At 72.0% G+C, this 20492-nt stretch carries 23 protein-coding genes; 14 read left to right on the plus strand and 9 right to left on the minus strand.

Annotated elements, in window-relative coordinates; genetic code table 11:
* Positions 1 to 16 precede the first annotated feature (16 nt).
* The 3 genes from HDA43_RS19350 to HDA43_RS19360 all read left to right on the plus strand — a co-directional run bounded on the left by HDA43_RS19350 (position 17) and on the right by HDA43_RS19360 (position 1400).
* Complete coding sequence (locus HDA43_RS19350; RefSeq protein ID WP_179823706.1) at positions 17 to 283, plus strand: hypothetical protein; 267 nt, start codon at positions 17 to 19, stop codon at positions 281 to 283.
* Positions 280 to 726, plus strand: a complete 447-nt coding sequence (locus HDA43_RS19355; protein ID WP_179823708.1) for a hypothetical protein — start codon at positions 280 to 282, stop codon at positions 724 to 726. Before HDA43_RS19350 ends, HDA43_RS19355 begins: the two co-directional genes overlap by 4 nt.
* A 200-nt stretch (positions 727 to 926) precedes the next feature.
* Positions 927 to 1400, plus strand: a complete 474-nt coding sequence (locus tag HDA43_RS19360) for a MarR family winged helix-turn-helix transcriptional regulator (protein ID WP_179823709.1) — start codon at positions 927 to 929, stop codon at positions 1398 to 1400.
* 61 nt (positions 1401 to 1461) lie between these two features.
* Here HDA43_RS19360 and HDA43_RS19365 read toward each other — a convergent pair whose 3' ends face one another.
* On the minus strand, positions 1462 to 2130 hold the full coding sequence (locus HDA43_RS19365; RefSeq protein WP_179823710.1) for a LysE family translocator: 669 nt from the start codon (positions 2128 to 2130) through the stop codon (positions 1462 to 1464).
* 293 nt (positions 2131 to 2423) lie between these two features.
* On the opposite strand from HDA43_RS19365, the gene HDA43_RS19370 reads away from it, so the two are divergent.
* The gene (locus HDA43_RS19370) at positions 2424 to 2939 is read left to right on the plus strand and encodes a Tn3 family transposase (RefSeq protein ID WP_179823711.1); all 516 of its coding nucleotides are present in this window, start codon (positions 2424 to 2426) and stop codon (positions 2937 to 2939) included.
* 68 nt (positions 2940 to 3007) lie between these two features.
* Here HDA43_RS19370 and HDA43_RS19375 read toward each other — a convergent pair whose 3' ends face one another.
* The 3 genes from HDA43_RS19375 to HDA43_RS19385 are packed head-to-tail and all read right to left on the minus strand — an operon-like array spanning position 3008 to position 5033.
* On the minus strand, positions 3008 to 3802 hold the full coding sequence (locus HDA43_RS19375; protein WP_179823712.1) for an ABC transporter permease: 795 nt from the start codon (positions 3800 to 3802) through the stop codon (positions 3008 to 3010).
* Positions 3799 to 4680, minus strand: coding sequence for an ABC transporter ATP-binding protein (locus HDA43_RS19380; RefSeq protein WP_179823713.1), 882 nt, complete (start codon positions 4678 to 4680; stop codon positions 3799 to 3801). The genes HDA43_RS19375 and HDA43_RS19380 overlap by 4 nt, the downstream gene beginning before the upstream one ends.
* Positions 4677 to 5033, minus strand: a complete 357-nt coding sequence (locus HDA43_RS19385; RefSeq protein ID WP_179823714.1) for a hypothetical protein — start codon at positions 5031 to 5033, stop codon at positions 4677 to 4679. The genes HDA43_RS19380 and HDA43_RS19385 overlap by 4 nt, the downstream gene beginning before the upstream one ends.
* 57 nt (positions 5034 to 5090) lie before the next feature.
* On the opposite strand from HDA43_RS19385, the gene HDA43_RS19390 reads away from it, so the two are divergent.
* The 3 genes from HDA43_RS19390 to HDA43_RS19400 all read left to right on the plus strand — a co-directional run bounded on the left by HDA43_RS19390 (position 5091) and on the right by HDA43_RS19400 (position 7947).
* Positions 5091 to 5480: a GntR family transcriptional regulator gene (locus HDA43_RS19390; protein WP_179823715.1), complete on the plus strand. Its 390-nt coding sequence runs from the start codon at positions 5091 to 5093 to the stop codon at positions 5478 to 5480.
* Positions 5477 to 6622: a DUF1648 domain-containing protein gene (locus tag HDA43_RS19395; RefSeq protein WP_179823717.1), complete on the plus strand. Its 1146-nt coding sequence runs from the start codon at positions 5477 to 5479 to the stop codon at positions 6620 to 6622. Before HDA43_RS19390 ends, HDA43_RS19395 begins: the two co-directional genes overlap by 4 nt.
* Positions 6623 to 6777: 155 nt before the next feature.
* Complete coding sequence (locus HDA43_RS19400) at positions 6778 to 7947, plus strand: NAD(P)/FAD-dependent oxidoreductase (protein ID WP_246424459.1); 1170 nt, start codon at positions 6778 to 6780, stop codon at positions 7945 to 7947.
* A 75-nt stretch (positions 7948 to 8022) separates the two neighbouring features.
* Here HDA43_RS19400 and HDA43_RS19405 read toward each other — a convergent pair whose 3' ends face one another.
* The 3 genes from HDA43_RS19405 to HDA43_RS19415 form a co-directional block, all read right to left on the minus strand.
* Positions 8023 to 9117 carry a winged helix DNA-binding domain-containing protein gene (locus tag HDA43_RS19405; RefSeq protein ID WP_179823721.1) on the minus strand — a complete coding sequence of 365 codons (1095 nt, stop codon included), beginning with the start codon at positions 9115 to 9117 and terminating at the stop codon, positions 8023 to 8025.
* Positions 9118 to 9188: 71 nt separating this feature from the next.
* Positions 9189 to 9773: an MOSC domain-containing protein gene (locus tag HDA43_RS19410; protein ID WP_179823723.1), complete on the minus strand. Its 585-nt coding sequence runs from the start codon at positions 9771 to 9773 to the stop codon at positions 9189 to 9191.
* Between the two features lie 34 nt (positions 9774 to 9807).
* Complete coding sequence (locus HDA43_RS19415) at positions 9808 to 10341, minus strand: GNAT family N-acetyltransferase (RefSeq protein WP_312873440.1); 534 nt, start codon at positions 10339 to 10341, stop codon at positions 9808 to 9810.
* Positions 10342 to 10864: 523 nt separating this feature from the next.
* Here HDA43_RS19415 and HDA43_RS19420 point away from each other — a divergent pair.
* The 4 genes from HDA43_RS19420 to HDA43_RS19435 all read left to right on the plus strand — a co-directional run bounded on the left by HDA43_RS19420 (position 10865) and on the right by HDA43_RS19435 (position 14816).
* Entirely contained in the window at positions 10865 to 11446 is a 582-nt protein-coding gene (locus HDA43_RS19420) for a hypothetical protein (protein WP_179826224.1), read from the plus strand.
* Between the two features lie 114 nt (positions 11447 to 11560).
* On the plus strand, positions 11561 to 12085 hold the full coding sequence (locus HDA43_RS19425; protein WP_246424460.1) for a GNAT family N-acetyltransferase: 525 nt from the start codon (positions 11561 to 11563) through the stop codon (positions 12083 to 12085).
* Between the two features lie 273 nt (positions 12086 to 12358).
* Entirely contained in the window at positions 12359 to 13006 is a 648-nt protein-coding gene (locus HDA43_RS19430) for a lysophospholipid acyltransferase family protein (RefSeq protein WP_179823725.1), read from the plus strand.
* A 178-nt stretch (positions 13007 to 13184) separates the two neighbouring features.
* The gene (locus HDA43_RS19435; RefSeq protein WP_179823727.1) at positions 13185 to 14816 is read left to right on the plus strand and encodes a penicillin-binding transpeptidase domain-containing protein; all 1632 of its coding nucleotides are present in this window, start codon (positions 13185 to 13187) and stop codon (positions 14814 to 14816) included.
* Between the two features lie 232 nt (positions 14817 to 15048).
* Here HDA43_RS19435 and HDA43_RS19440 read toward each other — a convergent pair whose 3' ends face one another.
* A complete protein-coding gene (locus tag HDA43_RS19440; protein ID WP_246424461.1) occupies positions 15049 to 15765 on the minus strand; it encodes a methyltransferase domain-containing protein in 717 nt (238 codons plus the stop codon).
* Positions 15766 to 15859: 94 nt separating this feature from the next.
* Between HDA43_RS19440 and HDA43_RS19445 the strand changes: the two genes are divergently transcribed.
* The 3 genes from HDA43_RS19445 (at position 15860) to HDA43_RS19455 (ending at position 18617) form a co-directional block, all read left to right on the plus strand.
* The gene (locus HDA43_RS19445) at positions 15860 to 16264 is read left to right on the plus strand and encodes a MerR family transcriptional regulator (RefSeq protein ID WP_218912320.1); all 405 of its coding nucleotides are present in this window, start codon (positions 15860 to 15862) and stop codon (positions 16262 to 16264) included.
* A gap of 121 nt (positions 16265 to 16385) precedes the next feature.
* Positions 16386 to 17669: a serine hydrolase domain-containing protein gene (locus HDA43_RS19450; protein WP_179823733.1), complete on the plus strand. Its 1284-nt coding sequence runs from the start codon at positions 16386 to 16388 to the stop codon at positions 17667 to 17669.
* A gap of 165 nt (positions 17670 to 17834) precedes the next feature.
* Positions 17835 to 18617, plus strand: coding sequence for a MerR family transcriptional regulator (locus tag HDA43_RS19455; protein WP_179823735.1), 783 nt, complete (start codon positions 17835 to 17837; stop codon positions 18615 to 18617).
* 252 nt (positions 18618 to 18869) lie between these two features.
* On the opposite strand, the gene HDA43_RS19460 is transcribed toward HDA43_RS19455, so the two are convergent.
* Positions 18870 to 20417, minus strand: coding sequence for an MDR family MFS transporter (locus tag HDA43_RS19460; protein ID WP_179826226.1), 1548 nt, complete (start codon positions 20415 to 20417; stop codon positions 18870 to 18872).
* Positions 20418 to 20492 lie beyond the last annotated feature (75 nt).

Consider the following 20492-nt stretch of genomic DNA (forward strand, 5'->3'; position numbering starts at 1 on the left):
GATCTACCCTTCCGGTATGACGAAGCGGATCACCATCTCCCTGCCCGACGACCTCGCCGACGAGGCCCAGGGATCGGGCAACGCCTCCGGCTACATCGCCGGCGCCCTGCGCGAGCAGCGCCGCATCCGCGACGGCATGGCCGCCCTGGAACGCCTCTGGGGCCCCGGCTGGGCCGACGGCATCAGCGACGCCGACCGCACCCGCGCCAGCCGCCTGTTCGACACCCCGCCCGAGCAGGCCCGCCCCGCCGGCACCCGCCGCCCCTCCCAGGACGTGGCGTGAGCACCGGACCCGAAGGACTCACCGGCCACGTCCTCGACTACGACGCCCTCTGCCACCTCCTCGACGGCAAAAGCGACTACGGCCGGGAGATCGTCCGCCAGTCCGTCCTGCGCAACACCACCCTCCTGCTGCCCGCGCTGGCCGCCCAGTGCGCCGCCGCGCTGCGCCCCGCCCAGACCGACGCGCTGCTGGCCGTACCGGTGATCACGATCGGCGCCCTCACCGCCGCCGACGTCGCCGCCACCACCCGCCTCGGCCCCGCCCTGACCGCCCCCTCCCGCAGACGCCCGCCCGGCGGCGAACGCGACGCCGAACTCGTCGCCGCCCTCGCCGCCACCCACGCCGTACTGCTGGCCGAATCCCGCGGCGGATGGCGCATCGTCACCCCCACCCCGCACCTGTACGACGGCGCACCCGGCGTCCGCCTGGAGATCCTCCCCTGAACACCCCCGGCAGAGCCGCGCAGCCCCCCTCCCCTCCTCTGCCGGGCCACCCGCCCCCGCGAGCCCCCCGCGAAGCCCCCGAACGGCCACCCGGCGGCCCACCGGACGCGCCCGGGAAAGAACCGCGGATGACAGGCCCCGCGAGCCACCCCTAAAGTGGAGCGCGTCAGCGCCCCTCCGATCCACGCAGGTCGCCTACCGTGCCCACCGATCCCCCGGGGTTCGAGCTGCCACTGCGGCTCCTCCTCGGCTTCCGCGTCCTCATCGACGACCTGCACGCCGAACTCGCCCGCCAGGGCCACCCCGACATGCGGCCCATGCACGGCTTCGTACTGCAGGCCATCGGCCGCGGCGGCACCACCGCCGCCGACCTCGGCCGCATACTGGGCATCTCCAAGCAGGCCGCCGGCAAGACCATCGACACCCTCCAGAACCTCGGCTACGTCGAACGCGGCCACGACCCCGGCGACGCCCGCCGCAAAGTCGTCCGCCTCACCCCGCGCGGCATCGACAGCCTGATCCGCTCGGCACAGATCTTCGACGAACTACGCGCCCGCTGGGCCGCCGTCATCGGAGCGGAACGGCTACGCGCCCTGGAGGCCGACCTGCGCGCCCTCACCCCCGGCGACCTCTTCCGCCTCGACGTACCAGGCTGGTTCGGCGGCCACCACTGACCACCAGGCCACCGCCGATCACCAGGCCACTACCGAACCCGCAAGCCCGCAAGACGGCCGCTCACCCCGCGACGGCCACCCCACCGGAACGGTCGGCGGCCACCCGGACCGCCACCGCCGCCAGCATCGTCCCCGTCAGATAACGCCACACCCGCGCCCACCCGGGCCGCCGGCCCAGAAACCCCGCCACCGACCCGGCCGACACCACGATCAACGCGTTCACCGACACCGCCACGGTGATCTGCACCAGCCCCAGCACCAGGCTCTGCGCCGCCGCGCCACCCCGCGCCGGATCCACGAACTGCGGCAGCACCGACACGTACAGCACCGCGATCTTCGGGTTGAGGAGATTCGTCACCAACCCTCCCGAGAACAACCGCCCCGCGCCCTCGGCCCGCACCACACCCTCGGCCCGCGCCGCGAACCCGCCCGGAACCACCGCGGCACCCGGCCGCACCGCCTGCCACGCCAGCCACAGCAGATAGGCCGCCCCGGCGAACTTCACCGCGGTGTACAGCCCCGGCACCACCGCGAACACCGCCGCGAGCCCCGCCACCGCCGCCAGCAGATACACCGCGAACCCCGCGGCGACCCCCGCCAGCGCGATCAGACCCGCCCGGCGGCCCTGCCCCACCGACCGCGACACCAGATGAACCATGTTCGGCCCCGGCGTCAGAACCACACCCAGCGCAACCCCCGCGGCCCCGATGACCGCACCCGTGGACACCATGACCGCATCCTCACCCCACCCCGTCACCCCGGGAAACAGCCAATCCCGCCAAGTGGCCCACCCCGGCCCTCCGCTCGGGTCGCCGTCACCAGGGGCGAAGTGGCTCTGGGTGATCGTGATTCGAGTGGCCCGCATGATGAAAGGCATCTTGAGACGAGGGCAATGCAGCTGAGCGTCGCGTTTCAGGTTCGCTACGTCACGATCGCAACTCGAACATACTGGTCCATAGCCGCATGATTACAAACCATGTTCCTCCTGGCGCTCCGCTGGAGATCGGGAGAAAGGGTGCGGGCATGCGACGCGAAGGGCAAGAACGGAATCCTGGTGAAGCTCGCCACGGCGGCGCTGGAGCTGCCGGAGGAGATCTCCGCAAGGCGTTGTATCCCGTGGTCGGCGAGCGGACGCTGGAAGACATCATCGCCGAGGCCAAGGCGAACGAGAAGGAACTGCGCCGCGAAATCCACGAGGGCCTGAACGTGGTGGAGAAATGGGATTCGGCCAACAAGGACGTCTTCTACGGTAAGGCCGGTGATCCGACCGGCGGCGACCGTGAGCATGTCGAGGTCTCCGCGCTGGCCCTTCACCTGGTCCAGGCGGCGGTCGTCTACCTGAACACCAGGATGGTACAGATCGTCCCGGCCGAGCCGAAGTGGCGAAAGAGGCTCACCGACGCCGACCGGCGCGGCCTGTCGGCTCTGTTTTGGAGTCATCTGAACCTGTACGGCAAGTTCGAGCTGGACATGAGCAAACAGCTCGACCTCGGGCCGGGCCTGAGCGCCCAGGTTCAACAGTCAGATGATCCACTCTGAGCCTTGGATCCACGGAGCCGAATATGGGCGCGAATACCCTGAAAGAGGGAGTGGGTCTGTCGGGACGCTCACATGATGTCTCGCCGCAACGGGGCCGCGACGGCGATGGCAACCGCGATCAGGGCATAGCCGACCAAGACGCCACCACCTGCCGGCGCGGACAGGAGCCGGGCTGCGGAGGTACCGGTCTGACCGGCCACGGCGTCCGCCAGATAGGTGAAGCCGGTCAGCGCGGCAGTGGCGCCGCCCGGGAGATACGGATAGAGCACTTTGATCCCCGGGACGAACATCAACACGGTTTCGATCATGTAGAAATAGGCGCCGACGGCGACGAGAGCGGTCACCTGGTTGCGGAGGAGAGCGCCCACGGCGACGCCCAGCAGGGTGTAGACCCCCATGGTCAGGGCGATGCGGGCCAGCAAGGCCGCGACCATGACGGTCGGCAGGCCGAGCGTGATGCCCTTGAGCATGGCCACGCCGAACAGAGCGCCGCCGGCCACAGCCGCGGCTATCGCGCCGTAGGCGAGCCCGGCCCCGGTGTAGATCGCCAGCTTGGCTGCCAGCCAGGTCCAGCGTCTGGGAGCGAACAACGTCGTGGTGGTGATGGTCCTGTGCCGGTACTCCGAGGACACGGCGATGGTGCCGAGCAGAGCGGGGGCGAAGACGGTGAAGCCCAGCAGGCCCAGCAGCATGTGGGTGCCTTGGGCGGTGTCCAGCCCGGGCAGCGGAGGGGTGAAGTTTTCCGGCCCGGCAAGTGCGAGCAGGCCGATGAGCGCTCCGCTGCCCAGCGCGGCCAGCAGACCCCACAGCCAGAGCCTGGTGCCGGCCAGGCGTGTCCATTCCGCGGCAAGGAGTGCGGTCATCGGGAACCTCCGGTGAGGTGCAGGAACGCCTGTTCGAGGGTGGGACGTTCGGGGGTGATCTCGTGCAGCGTGACGCCGTGGGAGGCGGCCGCGGCGGCGACCTGCGCGGTGCTGAGGCCGTGGATGCGAAGGAGGTCCGGTTGCGGATGTTCCACCCGGACTCCGCTCGCCATCAGCCTGGCCGCGAACAGGTCCGCTTGCGGGGCGCGGACCAGCACGGTGGCTGTGCCGTACAGGCCGGTGATGGGCCCGGTGGTGACCAGCCGTCCGTCGCGGATCACCACCACGTGGTCGGCCATGTGCTCGATCTCGCCGAGCACATGGCTGGAGATGAGGATGGTGCGGCCGTCGGCGGCCAGCTCGCGGACGAACTGCCGCAGCCAGGCGATGCCTTCGGGGTCCAGGCCGTTGCTCGGTTCGTCCAGCAGCAGCACCTGGGGGTCGCCGAGCAGCGCGGTGGCCAGGCTGAGGCGTTGCCGCATGCCGGTGGACAGGGTGCGCGTGGGGCGGCCGGCGAAGGCCGACACCCCGGTCAGGTCAGCGACCTGGTTGACCCGGGCCGTGCCGTGCCGGCCCATGCGGGCGTAGACCCGCAGGTGGTCGTGGGCGGTGTGGGCGGGGTGGAAGCCCGCGCCGTCCAGCACGGCTCCGACGGCGGCCGACGGGTGGGGCAGGTCGGCGTAGCGGTGACCGCCGAACGTGGCGGTGCCGGAGGTCGGCGTGACCAGGCCCAACATCATCCGCATGGTGGTGGTCTTGCCGGCGCCGTTCGGCCCCAGGAATCCCGTCACGACGCCCGCTCCGGCCTCGAAACTGAGGTCGGTGACGGCACTGATCGGCCCGAACGCCTTGGTCAGGCCCCGCGCCTCGATGTTCATGCCATCACCGCGATCAGCCGGCGCTGAAGCTGTTCGGCGCCCGGGACACTGAGGATCAGCTCGTCGTGGCCCCGCACCCGGCTCTTCAGGACGATCCGCAGGCCGCTGTCCTCCCGCCGGGCGGCGACCAGACGCTTGACGCCGGTCAGGGACGTCCAGGTGCCGGCCTTGATGACGCCGGAGACGAGCAGGCCGTAGTGCGTGCCCGTGGCAGCTCCAAGCGGCCGGTCGAGCAGGTGCACCTCAGCGATCGCCCTCAGCGGCACGCTCACAGCGCCGGCCCTGGTGAACAACCGTGCCCATGGGGCGAAGCGGACGGTCAGCGTTTCCTGGCGGATCTCTACCTGCAGCATGATGTGCCCTCCGAATGCCATCTGTTCTATTAGTTGTATATCAGATAGAGTTGTGGCGTGCAGCTGACCCTTGACCTCGACAGCGAGGTCCCGATCTACCAGCAGATCCGGGACCGGATCGTGGAGGCGATCGCTAGACGGCAGGCGCGCGAAGGCGACCCGTTACCCTCCACGCGGCAACTCGCCGCGGATTTCGGCATCAACTTTCATACCGTGAACAAGGCCTACGACCTGCTACGACAGCAGGGCGTGATCCGGATCAACCGCAAGAGCGGCGCGGTCGTACGGCGTGATGCCGCCACCGGCCCGCCCGGGGCCCCCTTTATCGACGACTGGGAGGGACACATGCGTGTGCTGCTGGCAGAAGCCACCGTTCATGGCATGGACCGGCAGGATGTGCTGCGCCGATGTGAGGCGCTACTGATCGGTTTCGAGGAGGGCGCATGATCCTGACCCTTTGCGCCAGCGTGATCCTCATCGCGCTGGTCACGTCCCTGATGCTGGCGCTTCCGGCGCTGGCCAGGCCCACCCTGCCGTTCGGAGTGCGCGTGGGCATCCAGCGGGTGGGCGATCCCGTCATCGTCGCGGCGCGTCGGTTCTACGCTCGCCTGACCGTCCTGGTGGCTGTGATCGCTGCGGTGATCTCGATCCTGGCGCTGCTGCTCTCGGGATCTGCCATCACGATCGGCCTCACCACGACGGTGGTGATGACCGTGGACCTGCTGCTGTTCTACCGCGCTCATCGCATGGTCCGCGCCGCCAAGCTCGCCGGCGGGTGGGCGGCCGAGCGTCGTCAGGGCGTCACCGTGGACACCACCTTCCGCACCGACCCGGTCCGCGTGCCGTGGTTGTGGAGCCTTCCCGCCCTGGCCGTGCTGCTGCTCACCGCGGGCATCGGCTGGGCGCGCTACGACGGACTGCCCGCCACGCTACCGCTGTCTCTCGGGTACGGCACAGCCCCCTCACAGCGTGAGCCGACAACGGTGCTGAGCGCCTTCCAGCCGGTGATCTACCAGATCGCCATCACCCTGATCGTTCTCGTCACGGTCCTGGCCGTACTGCGCGCCCGCCCCGACCTCGATGCCGCCAGACCCCAAGGCTCAGCCCGCCGCTACCGCACCTACCTGCGCGGCGTCGCGACGATGTCGCTGCTGTCGGCGGCCTGCCTGAACCTCAGCCTGTTCTTCACAGGTCTACGGCTGTGGGAGATCGTCACTCCTGCGATCGTCTGGGAGGTGGTCATCTTCGCCCCGCTCATCGTGCTGCTGGGCGGCTGGCTGATCTGGGAGATCAAGGTGGGCCAGGCCGGGCACCGGCTCCCCGCCCTGCCAGGCGAGGAACTGGAGGACTCCGGGGTCGGCCCGCGCGAGGACGACCGCCACTGGTTCCTCGCCGGCGCCGTCTACGTCAACCGCCGCGACCCGGCCCTGCTCGTGCACGCCCGTCTCGGCTCCTCCTCGTGGACCCTCAACCTCGGCCATCCGATCGCCTGGCTCCTGCTCGGCGTCCTCGCCGTCGCCTTGATCGTGTTCGCGGGGCTGGCGCTGGCAGACGTCGTCGATCTGCCGGAGAAGCACAACCTCTTCTGAACTTGGATGACCAACCTCGCAACCACGCAGAGCAACGACAATCACTCGGCGCTACATCACCCCTGATGACGGTGACCCGAACGGGGGGGCTACCCCCACCGCACAGACCCGGCACGGCGGTTTCACCCCCACCCCACAGTGGCAGGCTCACAACCATGGACGAGGAATGGGACCTGGTGGTCATCGGAGGCGGCCCCGCCGGATCAGCCGCCGCCCTGCAAGCCAGGCGACTCCGCCCCGACGCACGCATCCTCCTGCTGGACCGCGCGGACTTCCCCCGCGACAAGGCCTGCGGCGACGGCATCGCCGCCCACGCCCGCGACGAACTCGCCCACCTCGGCCTCGACGGCATCATCGACGACTACCGCCCCACCCCCCGACTGGCCGTCATCTCCCCCGGCGGCGCCCGCGTCGAAGCCGCCGTCGCCCGCCCCAACCACGTCGTCCCCCGCACCGTCTTCGACGCCCGCCTCATCGACGCCGCCCGCGCCCACGACATCGAGGTCCGCCGCCACCGCGTCCGCACCCTCACCACCCGCGGCGGACTCCCCCTCATCGACGACACCATCACCGCCCGCACCGTCATCGCCGCCGACGGCGCCAACTCCACCGTCCGCCGCCTCCTCGGCCTGCCCCCCTCCCCCGACCGGCACACCGCCATCGCCGTACGCGGCTACGCCGACGTCCCCGCCGACGACGACACCCAGCTCATCGCCATGCAGAAAGACGGCTGGCCCGCCTACGCCTGGTCCTTCCCCATCGGCGACGGCACCGCCAACGTCGGCTTCGGCATGCTGCTACCCCGCCTGCGCGCCACCGGCCTGCCCGGCCGCCAGGTACTCCACGGCCGCCTGGCCGAACTGCTGCCCCACCTGCCCGCCCGCGACCTGCGCGCCCACCACTTGCCACTGTCCCCCGGCCGCCCCCGCCCCGGAGCCGGCCGCGTACTCCTCGCCGGCGACGCCGCCGGCCTCATCAACCCCCTCACCGGCGAAGGCATCTACTACGCCCTCGTCTCCGGCCGCCTGGCCGGCCAGGCCGCCGCCACCGCCGGCACCGACCCCCTGACCGCCTACCGCCACGCCCTGCGCGCCACCCTCGGACGCCACCTGCGCACCACCGACGCCCTCCACCTGGCCGCCCAGTCACCCGCCTTCATCGACGCCGCCGTCACCACCGCCGCCCACCGCCCCGAGGTCTTCGACCTCCTCGTCGAGGTCGGCCTGGGCGCCGGCACCGTACCGCCGCCACTGGCCTGGGCCGTCGCCCGCCGCTGGCTGACGGCCGCCCTCCCCCTGCCCGGACGGCGCCACCACACCCCCTGAACCCGCCCCGCCCCCGGGTACGGACCTCACACCCCGGGCCGTCCCACACCTCACCGCGCGGACCCGCACCGGACATCAGAGCAGGCGCACCTCACGCACCGCCGCCGCCGGAGCCATGAAGTCCAGCATCCGCATCCCCTCCTCCTCCAGCGCCGCCCGCTCCGCCGCCGCCACCGGCTCGAACAGATCCACCTCCAGCACCGCCTTCCCCCGCGCCGACCGCACCGCCCACAACCCCCGCACGAACCCGTCCACCAGCACCGTCGCCCTGATGATGCCGTTCACGGTGAACACCCGCCCCCGGTAGGCGTCGGCCATCATCCGCACACGGGTCCGCTCGGCGAACGACAGCAACGTGTTGTCGAACTCCGCCAGATAACGCACCGGAGCCGGAACATCGGGATCGGGCCGCGGCGCCTCCGGCAGGTCCACCAGCCGCACCCCGTCCCCGGTCACGAACGACCGCAACCCCATCCCCTCCACCACCTCACCCAGCCGGGTCAACCCCGACCACTGCTGCAGGTCCATCACCGTGGCCGGACCATAAGCGGCGAGATAACGCCGCACCATCTCCGCCGGCCCGCCCCGCCCGTCCAGCGGACGGCCCAGCCACGCCTCGGCGCTGGTGTGCGCAGGCTTGCCGCCCACCCCCCAGATCCCCCGCGGCGGCACCTGCACCAGCGCCACCCTCGCCCGCACCAGATGCACCAGATCAGCCGCGGCCGCCTCCGGCCACCGCTCCTCCAGCAGCCGCCCCAGCTCCGCGAAGGTCAGCGGCCGCTCCTCCACCAGAGCCCGCCCCGCGGCCTCCGCCGCCTCCACATCCACCCCGGCCAGCCTCCTGCCCACCGGCCCACGCAGCACCCGATCCAGCACCGGCCGCAACAGCGGACGCAACACCAGGCAGTCCTCGGCGGCGACCAGATGGATGGTCGAACGCATCAACGCCAGCCGCACCACCCGCCGCTCCCGCAGGAGACCCGACAGCTCCTCATGGGTGAAACCCGCAAGACGCGACCACAACCCGACGTACGGCGGGTCCGGCGCCTGCGCCTGCATGCCGTACAGATGCCGCACCGCCTCCAGCGCCGTCAGCGGCGAACGCCGCAGCAGCAACTGCCGCTCCAGCGTGGCCCGGTTCAAAGCACGGAGGCCGAGCACCTCGGGCATGAGAAGTCCCTTTCCGTCGGGGGGCACGGAATCCGCACCCTATCGAGACGGCGGCCACCCCGCCCCACCCCTCACACCCGCTCCAGCGCCCGGTACGGCGGCGGCGACTCCACCTCCACCCGGTCACCGGCCCGCACCGCGCCACCGGCCACCACCACACCCATCACCCCCGCCCGGCGCACCACCCGGCCCTCCTCGTCCCGCCCCACCACCCGCGCCAGCAACCCCGGCCGGAACGCCTCGATCTGCGCGCACGGATTACGCAACCCCGTCACCCGCACCACCGCCTCCCCGCCCAGCCGCAGCAACGCCCCCGCCGGCAACCCCAGCAGGTCCACCCCGCGCGTGGTGATGTTCTCCCCCAGCTCCCCCGGCCCCACGGAGAACCCCGCCGCCCGCAGCTCCTCGTGCAGCTCGGCGTGGATCAGGTGGGCCTGGCGCAGGTTCGGCTGGGAAGGGTCCCGCGCCACCCGGGAACGATGCCTGACCGTCACCCCCAGGTGCGCGTCCCCCTCCACCCCCAGGCCCGCCAGCAGCCGGATCACCGGCTCGCATCCCTTGCTGAAGGTGTGCCCCGCGCTACGGCTCACCGCCGTCACGTACGCCCCGCCCACCGGCCGCTCCCTCCTCGTCGAGTCCTCTTCTTCCATGATCATTTTTTCACCCCGGCGGTCGCCTTTACGATGTAGATCACAAAGGATCGCGGCCGATCCGGTACAGCACGTGGCGGCGCAGCGGGCTGCCGGCGGGCACCCTCGGATGGTCGAAGTCGTCGGCCGGGTCCCGCCTCATGCCCAGCCGCTCCATCACCGCCCGCGACCGCAGGTTCCCCACCGCCGTCATCGACACGATCTCCCGCCGCCCCGCCGGGCCGAACCCGTACTCCAGCGCCGCCCGCGCCGCCTCGGTGGCGTAGCCGTGCCCCCAGGCCCGGCGGGACAGCCGCCAGCCCACCTCCAGCGCCGGGGTGAAGTGCGCCTCGAACCGCTGCCACGCCAGCCCGGTGAACCCGATGAACTCCCCCGTCGCCCGGACCTCCAGCGCCCACAGGCCGTAGCCGTGCTCGTCGAACGCCGCCTCGATCCGGCCCACCATCGCGTCGGACTCCTCACGCGTCAGCGGCGCGGGAAAGTGCCGCATCACCTCGGGGTCGGCGTTCAGCTCGGCGAACGGCTCCAGGTCCGTCTGCCGCCATCTGCGCATGACCAGCCGCTCCGTCTCCACGATCCCCTCCCCTGCTCCGCGGCGCCGCCCTCCCGGGCTTTTCGCCGGGCGCCGCGCCGCGACCGGACAGGCCACCGGTGGTGCGCTGACCTGCGTGGACACGGCGGACGGCGACCCGGCCCCGACACGCCACCGCATCATGGCGGAATAACCTCCGCCGGACGTCGGTTACAGTAATCGTGCCGATGTGGTTTGTGTCCCCCGGGCCGCAAATTACCGCCTTCACGGAATACCGTTCGGCTGGAGCCGTGTTGTGCCTCTCGCCGAGGAGGCGACCGCCACATCGGCACTAAACGTCCCGCCCCGCGAGCGCTCCGGCGCCGCGGGGCGGTCCTTTTTCCCGGCCCGTTCCCGCTCGCCCCGCGCCTCGGCACGCCCCGGACGCGCCCGAGCGGTCGTCCAGGCATTTCACCCGGGTTCGTGTCATCAGCCACGAAGCGGCCGTGAGTGACGTCGCACCCGCAGCGGAAAGAGCCGGTGAACTTCTGTCCCGTTCGCCGCATCCAATCCGTACGTGAACACAATGACGAAGACGCTCACGACCGCCGCCCTGTCCGTGGTCTCCGCCGCGACGCTGTTCGCCGCACCCGCCGCCCACGCGGCCACCGGAGGCAAGGCCGCCTGCCCCACTCCGAGCAAGGCGGAGATCAAGCGTTCCGATGGCTCCAAGATCGACAAGCCCGCGAGGGGCGCCACCGCCATCAGAGGCGTACGCGTCGGTCACATCCCCAAGGGCTTCACCTACGGCGGGGTGGTGACCGGCAAGCACCACGGCGTCACCGAGTACGGCTACCAGTGGGGGGACGACCGGCCGAACGCCGACCCCCGGCAGCGAAGCCTGTGGGTGCGCGTCCTGTGCTGGCCGGACGCCAGGAGGCTCGCGAACCTCAAGCGCCTCCCCGTGACCTACGGAACCTTCACCGGAGACGTGAGGACCGCGACGATCGGCGGTCGCCGGGTGCTGACGAAGGAGGGCGACGGCGCGCTCGGCGACGGGCGGTACGTCGGCTGGGTCGAGCGGAAAGGGGTCGTCGTCACCGTGATGGCCAGCACGCCGCTCGTCGCCGAACTCGACAGGATCGTCGCCGGCGTCCGTCTGCCCTGAGCGCCCCCGCCCCGTGCCGGCCGCCCGAGGGCCGGCGGATGGACGTCACCGGCAGGGGGCGAGGTGTGAGACCGCGAGGCTCATCCCTCGGCACCACCGCGTAGGGTCTCCTCCATGCAGGGCATGGTCACGATCCGCGAGGCGGGGCCCGGCGACGGGGACGCCCTCGGCGAGATCCACGCGATCTCCTGGGGCGTCTCGCACGGCCCGTTGTGCGCGCCGAAGGTCGCCGCCGCCGGTGTCCAGGAACGGCGCACCAAGTGGAACGCCATCCTGGCCGAGGACAAGGGCAAGGACACGATTCTGCTCGCGCTCCTGGACGATCGCCCCGAAGCCTTCGCCCGCTTCGGGGCCTCCTCCCGCCCCGGCCTCGCGGAGATCCACACCTTCTTCGCCCACCCGGACGTCTGGGGCAGCGGCCTGGCGGCGGCCCTGCTGGCCGCCGCCTTGGGCCGGCTGCGGGAGGCCGGCCATGACCGCGTGCATCTGTGGACGCTTCGGGATTCAGCCCAGGCGCGCCGTTTCTACGCCAAGAACGGCTTCGGCGAGACCGGCAGGCGACACGACCACGACTTCGGCGAGGGCCCCCCGCTCGCCCTCGTGGAGCTGGAGCGAACCGTGCCCGGCCTGGGCCTGTGACGAACGGAGGAGGTCTCCCGCGTCCTCATCGGCGGAACAGGGGCGGTGGGGCTCGGCGGTATCCGGCGGACGGTGCGGGCCGCCGGGAGACGGCGCACGGCCCCGTGCGCGCGCGTCGCGGCCGCCGCGACGCGCGCGGAAGGCGGATGGCTTTGCCTGCGGGCTTGGAGAAGGGCTACAAACGTGGGGACCCCGCTTGTGCGGGTGCGCACAGCCGCCGGCCCCCGGGTCACCGCCTAGGGTGGTGAAACCCGTCCTGCAAGAGGAGAGCCCGTGCTCTACCGCCTGACCAAGATCGTCAGCGCCCCCTTCCTGCACCTGCTGTGGCCGACCACGGTCACCGGGGCCGAGCACGTACCCGCCTCCGGCCCGGCCATCCTGGCCTCCAACCACCTGTCGGTCCTCGACTCCACCTTCCTGCCCCTGGTGCTGCCCCGCCAGGTCCGCTTCGTCGCCAAGGCCGAATACTTCACCGGCAACCCCGTCACCGCGGCGTGGATGCGCGCCACCGGGCAGATCAGCATCGACCGCCAGAGCCCCACCGCCGCCCAGGACATGCTCGACGCCGCCGCCCGGGTGCTGCGCGGCGGCGAGCTGTTCGGCATCTACCCCGAGGGCACCCGCTCGCCCGACGGCCGCCTGTACCGCGGCAAGGTCGGGGTGGCCTGGCTCGCCCTGGAGACCGGCGCGCCGGTGGTGCCGGTGGGGATGATCGGCACCGACAAGGTGCTGCCGATCGGCGCCTCGGTGCCCAAGCTCGGCCGCATCGGGATCCGCATCGGCAAGCCGCTGACGTTCACCGGCTCGGCCGCCAGCGCCCGCGACCGGCGCCGGGTGACCGACGAGATCATGACGGCCGTCCAGGAGTTGTCCGGGCAGGAGTACGCCGGCGGCTACGCGCCCAGCCGCAGCGCCGGCTGACCGGGCCCGCCCACCGTCATCCATCCCCGGCCGCGCCGCGCCGCCGTACCGCCGTCCTGCCCGCGGCGGTCACCGCAGGCGGTGTCCGGGGCGGCCGTTCACGGCGGGACCGGTCGCGCCGGACGGTAGGCTGTCGCCCCCAGGGGAGCCGGATCCGACCGACGGGGGGTGGCCGAAGGTGCCACGCGGCAGGACGATCGCGATCACATCCGCGGCGGTGGTGCTGGTGGCCGCAGGCGGCGGCGCGGGCGCCTGGTGGCTGCTGCACACCCGCGGCACCCCGCAGGAGACCGCCCAGCGCTTCACCCGGGCCTGGCAGGGCGGCGACCTGGCCGCCATGCGCGCCGAGCTCGGCAAGGCCGACCCCGCCTTCGAGGCGACCTACCGCGCCATGGCCGACAAGCTCGGCGCCGAACGCACCGAGGTACGGCTCGGCCAGGTCAGCCGGACCGGCGACGACACCGGCCGGGCCGGCTACACCGCCACCGTCACGCTGAAGAGCGGCGGCCGGTGGAGCTACTCCGGCGCCCTGGAGCTGGCGGTCGTCGACCGCAACTGGCGAGTGGTCTGGTCCCCCGCCGCCGTCCACCCCGACCTGGCCCCGGGCCGGTCGTTCGCGCTCAAGGCCCGCTGGCCGCAGCGGGCCGAAATCGTCGCCGCCGGCGGCGAGCGCATCGACGACGGCTCGGCGGGCGGCTCGGTGCAGCAGCTCGTCGGCTACCTCGACAAGGCCGCCGCCAAGGAGGCCAAGGCCCTCGGCGCGCCGTACGCCACCGGAGACACGGTCGGCAAGGACGGCCTGCAGCTGGCCTTCCAGCGGCGCCTGGCCGGCGTACCCGCCACCGAGATCCGGATCGTCGACTCCGGCGGCAAGACCGTCAAGAAGGCCGGTGAGATCGCCGGCCGCGACGGCGAGCCGCTGCAAACCAGCCTGGACCTGCGCGTGCAGCGCGCCGCGACCGACGCGGTGCGCGACCTGAAGAAGACCGCCTCCCTGGTGGCGGTCAAGCCGTCGTCGGGGGAGATCCTCGCCGTCGCCAACAACCAGGGCGGCTTCAACCGCGCCCTGATGGGCAACTACCCGCCCGGCTCCACCCTCAAGGCGGTCACCGCGGTGGCGCTCCTGGCCGAGGGCATGAAGCCGGGCGACCGCACCACCTGCCCCAAGGACGTCAATGTCGGCGGCCTGCCGATCCGCAACTCCCATCACGCCGGCTACGGCTCGGTGACCCTGTCGGACGCCTTCGCCTACTCCTGCAACACCACCTTCGCCCCGCTGGCCGCCAAGCGGCTGGGCGCGGCCAAGCTGCTGAAGACCGCCGAGCTGTTCGGCTTCAACACCCCGCTCGACATCGGCGTCCCCGCCGCCAAGGGCTCCTTCCCCCCGGCGGCCGGCGACGCCGAGCTGGCCGCCGAGTCCTTCGGCCAGGGCCGCATCATCGCCAGCCCGCTGGTGGTCGCCTCGGTCGCCGCGGCCCTGGCCGACGGGACCTGGCGCCCGCCGACGCTGGTGCCGTCCGTCAAGCAGGACGCCGCGCCGCGCGAGCTGCCCGACGGGGTCGTCCCCGACATGCACCGGATGATGTCGGCGGTGGTCACCAAGGGCACCGCCAAGGACGCCGGGCTGCCCGCCGGCACCCGCGGCAAGACCGGCACCGCCGAGTACGGCCCGCAGGACGACCTGAAGACCCACGCCTGGTTCATGGGATTCCGGGGCGACCTCGCCTTCGCGGTGATCGTCGAGGAGGGCAGCGGCGGCGGAGCCGTCGCCGCCCCGGTGGCGGCCCGCTTCCTGCGCGCGCTGACCTGAGAGGTGAGCCGGAGAGTGGCGATACCTGCGAGGGGGCTCTCGGCTTGACCCGATCGGTCGGCGGACGCAGGTGGCCGCGTGGCGCCGATCCGTTTGAGGGTGCGCATGACCGGGCCGGTCTCGATCGTCTGGACGGCATCCGGAGCGCTTACCCGCTCGGTCGGGTATCGGTAGGGGCCGGCGTCGTCATCGCGTCACGTCCGGTCCGCCGCGCCTCCGGAACACGGAGGGATCAGGGCCGCCGGGCAGAGGCGACGAAGATCGGCAGAGCCAGGAACATGCGGCCGGCCCGGGCGCGCTCGGTCTGCTCAGTAGCCCAGGCCGCCTCCTGTTCGACGGTGATGGCTCCGCCGGCACGGGCGGCCTCGGCGATCCCGGTGAGCATGGGGAGCATGGCCGCGTCGGTGAAGACGCCGGTATGGACTTCCACGGCGACGTCGTCGAACCCGGCGTCGAGCAGCAGGTTGCGGTAGCGGCGGGCGGCGCGGGGGTCGGCCGTCTGGTCGGCGCGGGCGTGCACGATGGTGCGGGTGAGCGCCGGATCGTCGGAGTCGATGAGGAATGCGTCCCAGTCCTGGCCGATCAGGACGATCCGCCCGCCGGGCACGAGCACCCGCGTGGCCTCCTCCAGCGCTTTCCCGGCGTCGGCGAGGTCGTGGAAGACCTTGTCGGCGCGGTACCCGGCCACCGTGCCGTCCTGGAGAGGCAGGTCACAGGCGTCACCGACGCGGAAGTCGGCGTCCGGCCGGCGGCGGCGGGCCGTCGAGATCATCTGCTCGCTGAGGTCCACCCCGATCGCCCGCGCACCCAGTTCCGTCAGCTCGGCCACCGCCCGGCCGGCGCCACAGCCCACGTCCACCACGCCCGCGCCGGCCGGGTGGTCGAGCAGTTCATAGGACCGGGCACGCAGCGCGGCGGCACCTGGCAGGGCGTCGGCCGCATCCAGCATGCGGATGGGCGATTCCGTGTGATCAGATGCAGTCGTCGATCTGGACATGGCACCCAGCATGCGACTTAATGTCGACATGAAGTCAAGTGCGACGATGAGCATCGGGGACATCGCGGCACGGTTCGGCCTGGCAACGCACGTCCTGCGGCACTGGGAGGCGATGGGCCTGCTGGCGCCGGCCCGTATCGGCGGGGACCGCCGCCGGTACGGCACCGAGGACCTCTATCGCGTGGCGGCCATCCTGCGCGCCAAGGAGGCCGGCTTCGGCCTGGACGACGTTCGCGAGATGATCACCGCGTCCGATCCCGCGGAACGGCGCGCCGTCCTGGTGCGACAGCGGGCCGAGCTCGCCCGTCGCATCGCCGAGGCCCAGGTCTCGCTTGAGCTCATCGACTGCGCGCTGGACTGCGAACACGAAGACCTGGCCGGTTGCCCGCACTTCCAAGCCATCCTGGCCGAGCGCATCTCCCCCGCTCCCCCGCCGCACGTCCGCGTGTGACGACCCGGGTCCGCCACGGTGCCGGCCGCAGACGGTTGAGGTTGACCTTGGGTCAGGGTGGAAGCTCGGCGCAGCGGCACGACGCCGACCGGGACATGACAGATTCGAAGGACAGGCCACCATGACGCACGCCCTTTCCGACCATGACGGGAACGCCCTGCGGACCGCCGCGTACGGCGTCGTGCCGCTGAGGACCGCCGCCGGTGGTCATCACGAGATCGCCGAAGCCCCCGGCGCCGCAGGGGCGGCCGCCGCGGACAGCGGGGCCGCACCGGAAACCGCGGCCGGGCAGAGCCGCCCGGAGCTGCGGAAGGCGATCGAGGAGATCGTCGAGTCCGGTTTCGTCGGGGTGTCGCTGCGCGTGCACGACGAGCGGGGCGAGTGGGCCGGCAGCGCCGGGGCGGCCGAGCTGGGCGGGACCGCCAAGCCGCCGATCAACGGACACGTCCGGATCGGCAGCAGCACCAAGACCTTCACCGCGACCCTGGTGCTGCGATTGGTGGCCGAGGGCAGGCTCGGGCTGGACGTCCCGGCGGCGGACCATCTGCCCGGGTTCGGGCTGGACCGGCGGATCACGGTGCGGATGCTGTTGCAGCACACCAGCGGGGTGTTCAACTTCAGCGGCGAGGTCTACGACGACGGGACGGTCGTGCCGGGGATCCCCATCCCCTACGGCACCACGGGCAAGGAGTGGGTGGGCAACCGGTTCAAGGCCTACCGGCCGCAGGAGCTGGTGGAGCTGGCGTTGTCCAAGCCTGCGCGGTTCGAGCCGGGGACGGGCTGGAGCTATTCCAACACCAACTACGTGCTGGCCCGGCTGCTGATCGAGAGGGTCACCGGCCGCCCGCTGGCGGAGGAGATGCGGCGGCTGATCCTGGGGCCGCTCGGGCTGTCGGGCACCGTGGTGCCGGACGCCTCGCCGGAGATCCCCGCGCCGCACGCCCGCGCCTACTACCGGTACGAGGAGGCCGGCGAGCGGAAGACGATCGACGTCACCCGCCAGAACCCCTCCTGGATCTCCACCGGCGGTGACATGATCTCGACCACCCAGGACCTGCACACGTTCATCTCCGCGCTGCTGGGCGGCAGGCTCCTGCCGGCCCCGCTGCTGGCCGAGATGTGCACCCCGTACCCGACGGGCATCCCGAACATGGACTACGGCCTGGGAGTGTTCGTGGTGACCACGGACGGCGGCGGCACCGTCATCTCCCACAACGGCGCCGCCGTGGGCCACGCGGCGCTGATGTACGGCACCCCCGACGGCGGTAAGACCCTGACCGCCGCACTGAGCTGCGTGGACGACGCCGGCCTGTCCATCGCAGCGGCGTTCCAGAAGGCCCAGCGGAGGCTCCTCAACGAGGTGTTCTGCGGCGGGCAGGCCGATCCGGCCCAGCCGACGGGCTGAGCGCCTGTGACCCGTACGCCTCAGGGGGCGATCCCTTCCGGTCGTGCGTCAGGTGGAACGCGAACCGGGGCCGCGCCGAGCTCGTCAAGCTCGGCGCGGCCCGTCCACATGCTCGGCCGTGGTCTGCTCGGTCGCCGGGCTTGAGCACAGGGCAGGATTCTGCAGATGAACGGAGTCACGATCGGGCAGGCGGCGGCATTCGTCGGCGTCACGGTGAAGACGGTGCGGCACTACCACAAGCTCGGCCTGGTGAAGGAGCCGGAACGCGACGGCTCCGGCTACCGGCGGTACGGATCGGCCGAGCTGTTACGGCTGGTGCAGGCCCGGACGCTGGCCGCCGCCGGGGTGCCCCTGGCCGAGATCGGGTCCCTGCTCGACGCCGGCCCCGCGCCGTTCGCCGCCGCGCTCGCCGACGTCGAGCGGCGGCTCACCGAACGGATCGAGGAGCTGATCACGCGGCGTGACACGCTGCGCCGGCTCGCCGACGGTGACCGGGCTCTGCTGCCCGACCGTGCTGTGGCGCTGCTGGAGCGGCTGTCGGGCCTCGGCTTCTCCGCAGACGAGGTGGCGGCCGCCAGGGAGGGCTGGGTGCTGGCCCGGGCCCTGGTCCCCGAGGGCTTCGACGACTACCTCACTCATGTCGAACACGCCCTCGACGACACCCGGTTCGTCGCCTTGATCAAGCGCGGCGCCGAAGCCGCGGCCTGGGAACCGGACGACCCGCGCATCGCCGAGCTCGCCACCGCCATTGCCGACCACTTCCTCGCCAACCCCGCACAGCTGAGGATCGTGACCGGTCTGCAAGCCCGCACCGAGACCGCGGCCCGGTACGAGCTGATCGCCCTCCACGGCGAGGAGCGGGGATCGGCCGCGGCCCGGGGGGTCACGCTCGTCGAGGCCAAGCTCCGCGCCGCCGGCATCCATATCCCCGGACCGGGCGCCCGCTGACCGCGCCGTGCCCCGGTCCTTCGGCCCGGTGACCGGCCGGGATCCGCCCGCGGACACCGCTGGAGCGGCTCGTCCCACGCTGGGCGCATCCCCCCGGCCGGCGCGGGACGTCGAGGTGGGCGGGGCCGAGCGGGGGCAGCCGGGCGGCGTCCTCGCCGGCATGCGGAAAGGCCGCGCTCCCGCGGGCGATGCGGGGGCGCGGCCTTTCCGGCTTCTCCGGTCCCGGTCAGGTGGCCGGGCGGCGGTGACCCGTCAGGAGGCGCCGACCTTCTGTCCGCCGGTCTCCCCGGCCGCCTGCGCGGGCAGGTCGAGGCTGTCGCGCAGCCGGGCGGGCCGCAGGAACGCCGCGGCGATGAGGCCGACCACGGCGATGCCCGCCGAGATCAGGAAGATGTGGCCGGTGGCGTCACCGTAGGCGGCCCGGACGATCGTCTTGACCGGCTCGGGCAGCGCGGCGATGTTGAGGCTGCCGCCGGCCGCCGATCCGCCGCTGACCGGGATGTGGGCCTTGGCAAGGCCCTCGGTGATGCCGGTGGCGACGCGGTTGGCCAGGACGGCGCCGAGCACCGAGACGCCGACGGTGCCGCCGAGGGAGCGGAAGAAGGTGATCGCGCCGCTGGCGGCGCCGATCTCCCGCAGCGGGACGGTGTTCTGCACGACCAGCACGAGGTTCTGCATGGACATGCCGACGCCGACGCCGACGGCGAGCATGTACACCGAGATCAGCGGGATCGGGGTCTCGTGGTCGATGGTGGCCAGGCCCGCGAAGCCCGCCAGCAGCACGACCAGGCCGACGAGGATGTAGGGCTTGGTGCGGCCGCTGGCCGAGACCATCCGGCCGCTGATCGTCGACGACAGCAGCACGCCGAGCATCATGGGGATGGTCAGCAGACCGGCGGCGGTGGGACCGTAGCCGCGGCCGATCTGGAAGTACTGGCCGAGGAAGACCGAGCCGCCGAACATGGCCATGCCGACCGCGAGGCTGGCCAGGATGGCCAGCGCCGGGGTGGCGCGCCGCAGGACGTGCAGCGGCACGACCGGCTCGCGGACCTTCGCCTCCACCCAGGTGGCCACCATCAGCACCAGCACGCCGCCGCCGGCCATGGCCGCGGTCTGCCACGACAGCCAGTCGAAGGAGTTGCCGACGAAGGTGACCCAGATGAGCAGGACGCTGACGCCGACGGCGATGAGGGTGGCGCCCCAGTAGTCGATGCTGACGTCCGCGCGGCGCACGGTCGGCAGGTGCAGGGTCTTGGCCAGCAGCGCGAACGCGGCGATGGTGAAGGGCACGGCGATGAAGAAGCACCAGCGCCAGCCGAGCCAGGAGGTGTCGGCGATGACGCCGCCGAGCAGGGGGCCGCCGACCGTGGCCACGGCCATGACCGCGCCGAGGTAGCCGTTGTAGCGGCCGCGCTCCTTGGGGGAGATCATCGCGGCGATGACGACCTGCGCCAGGATCTGCAGGGCGCCCATGCCCAGGCCCTGCAGCGCGCGGAAGGCGATGAGCTGCCCGGTGTTCTGCGCGAAACCGCAGGCCAGCGAGCTCACCATGAAGATCACGATGGAGATCTGCAGCAGCAGTTTCTTGTTGAACAGGTCGGCGAGCTTGCCCCAGATGGGGGTGGAGGCGGTCGAAGCCAGCAGGGAGGCGGTGACGACCCAGGTGTACTGCGACTGGCTGCCCTCCAGGGCGCCGATGATCTGCGGCAGCGCCACCGAGACGATGGTGCCGCTGATCATGGCGACGAACAGGACGAGCAGCAGGCCGCTGAGGGCTTCGAGGACCTCACGGTGGGTCATCGGCTCCGCCGCGGGCGGCGCTGCCGGCTGTGCGCTCACGCGCAACCTCCGATCAAGGGAGAAGGGAATGCAACC

This window comes from Streptosporangium sandarakinum (assembly GCF_013409935.1).
In the GTDB taxonomy this organism is placed as follows: domain Bacteria; phylum Actinomycetota; class Actinomycetes; order Streptosporangiales; family Streptosporangiaceae; genus Streptosporangium; species Streptosporangium nondiastaticum.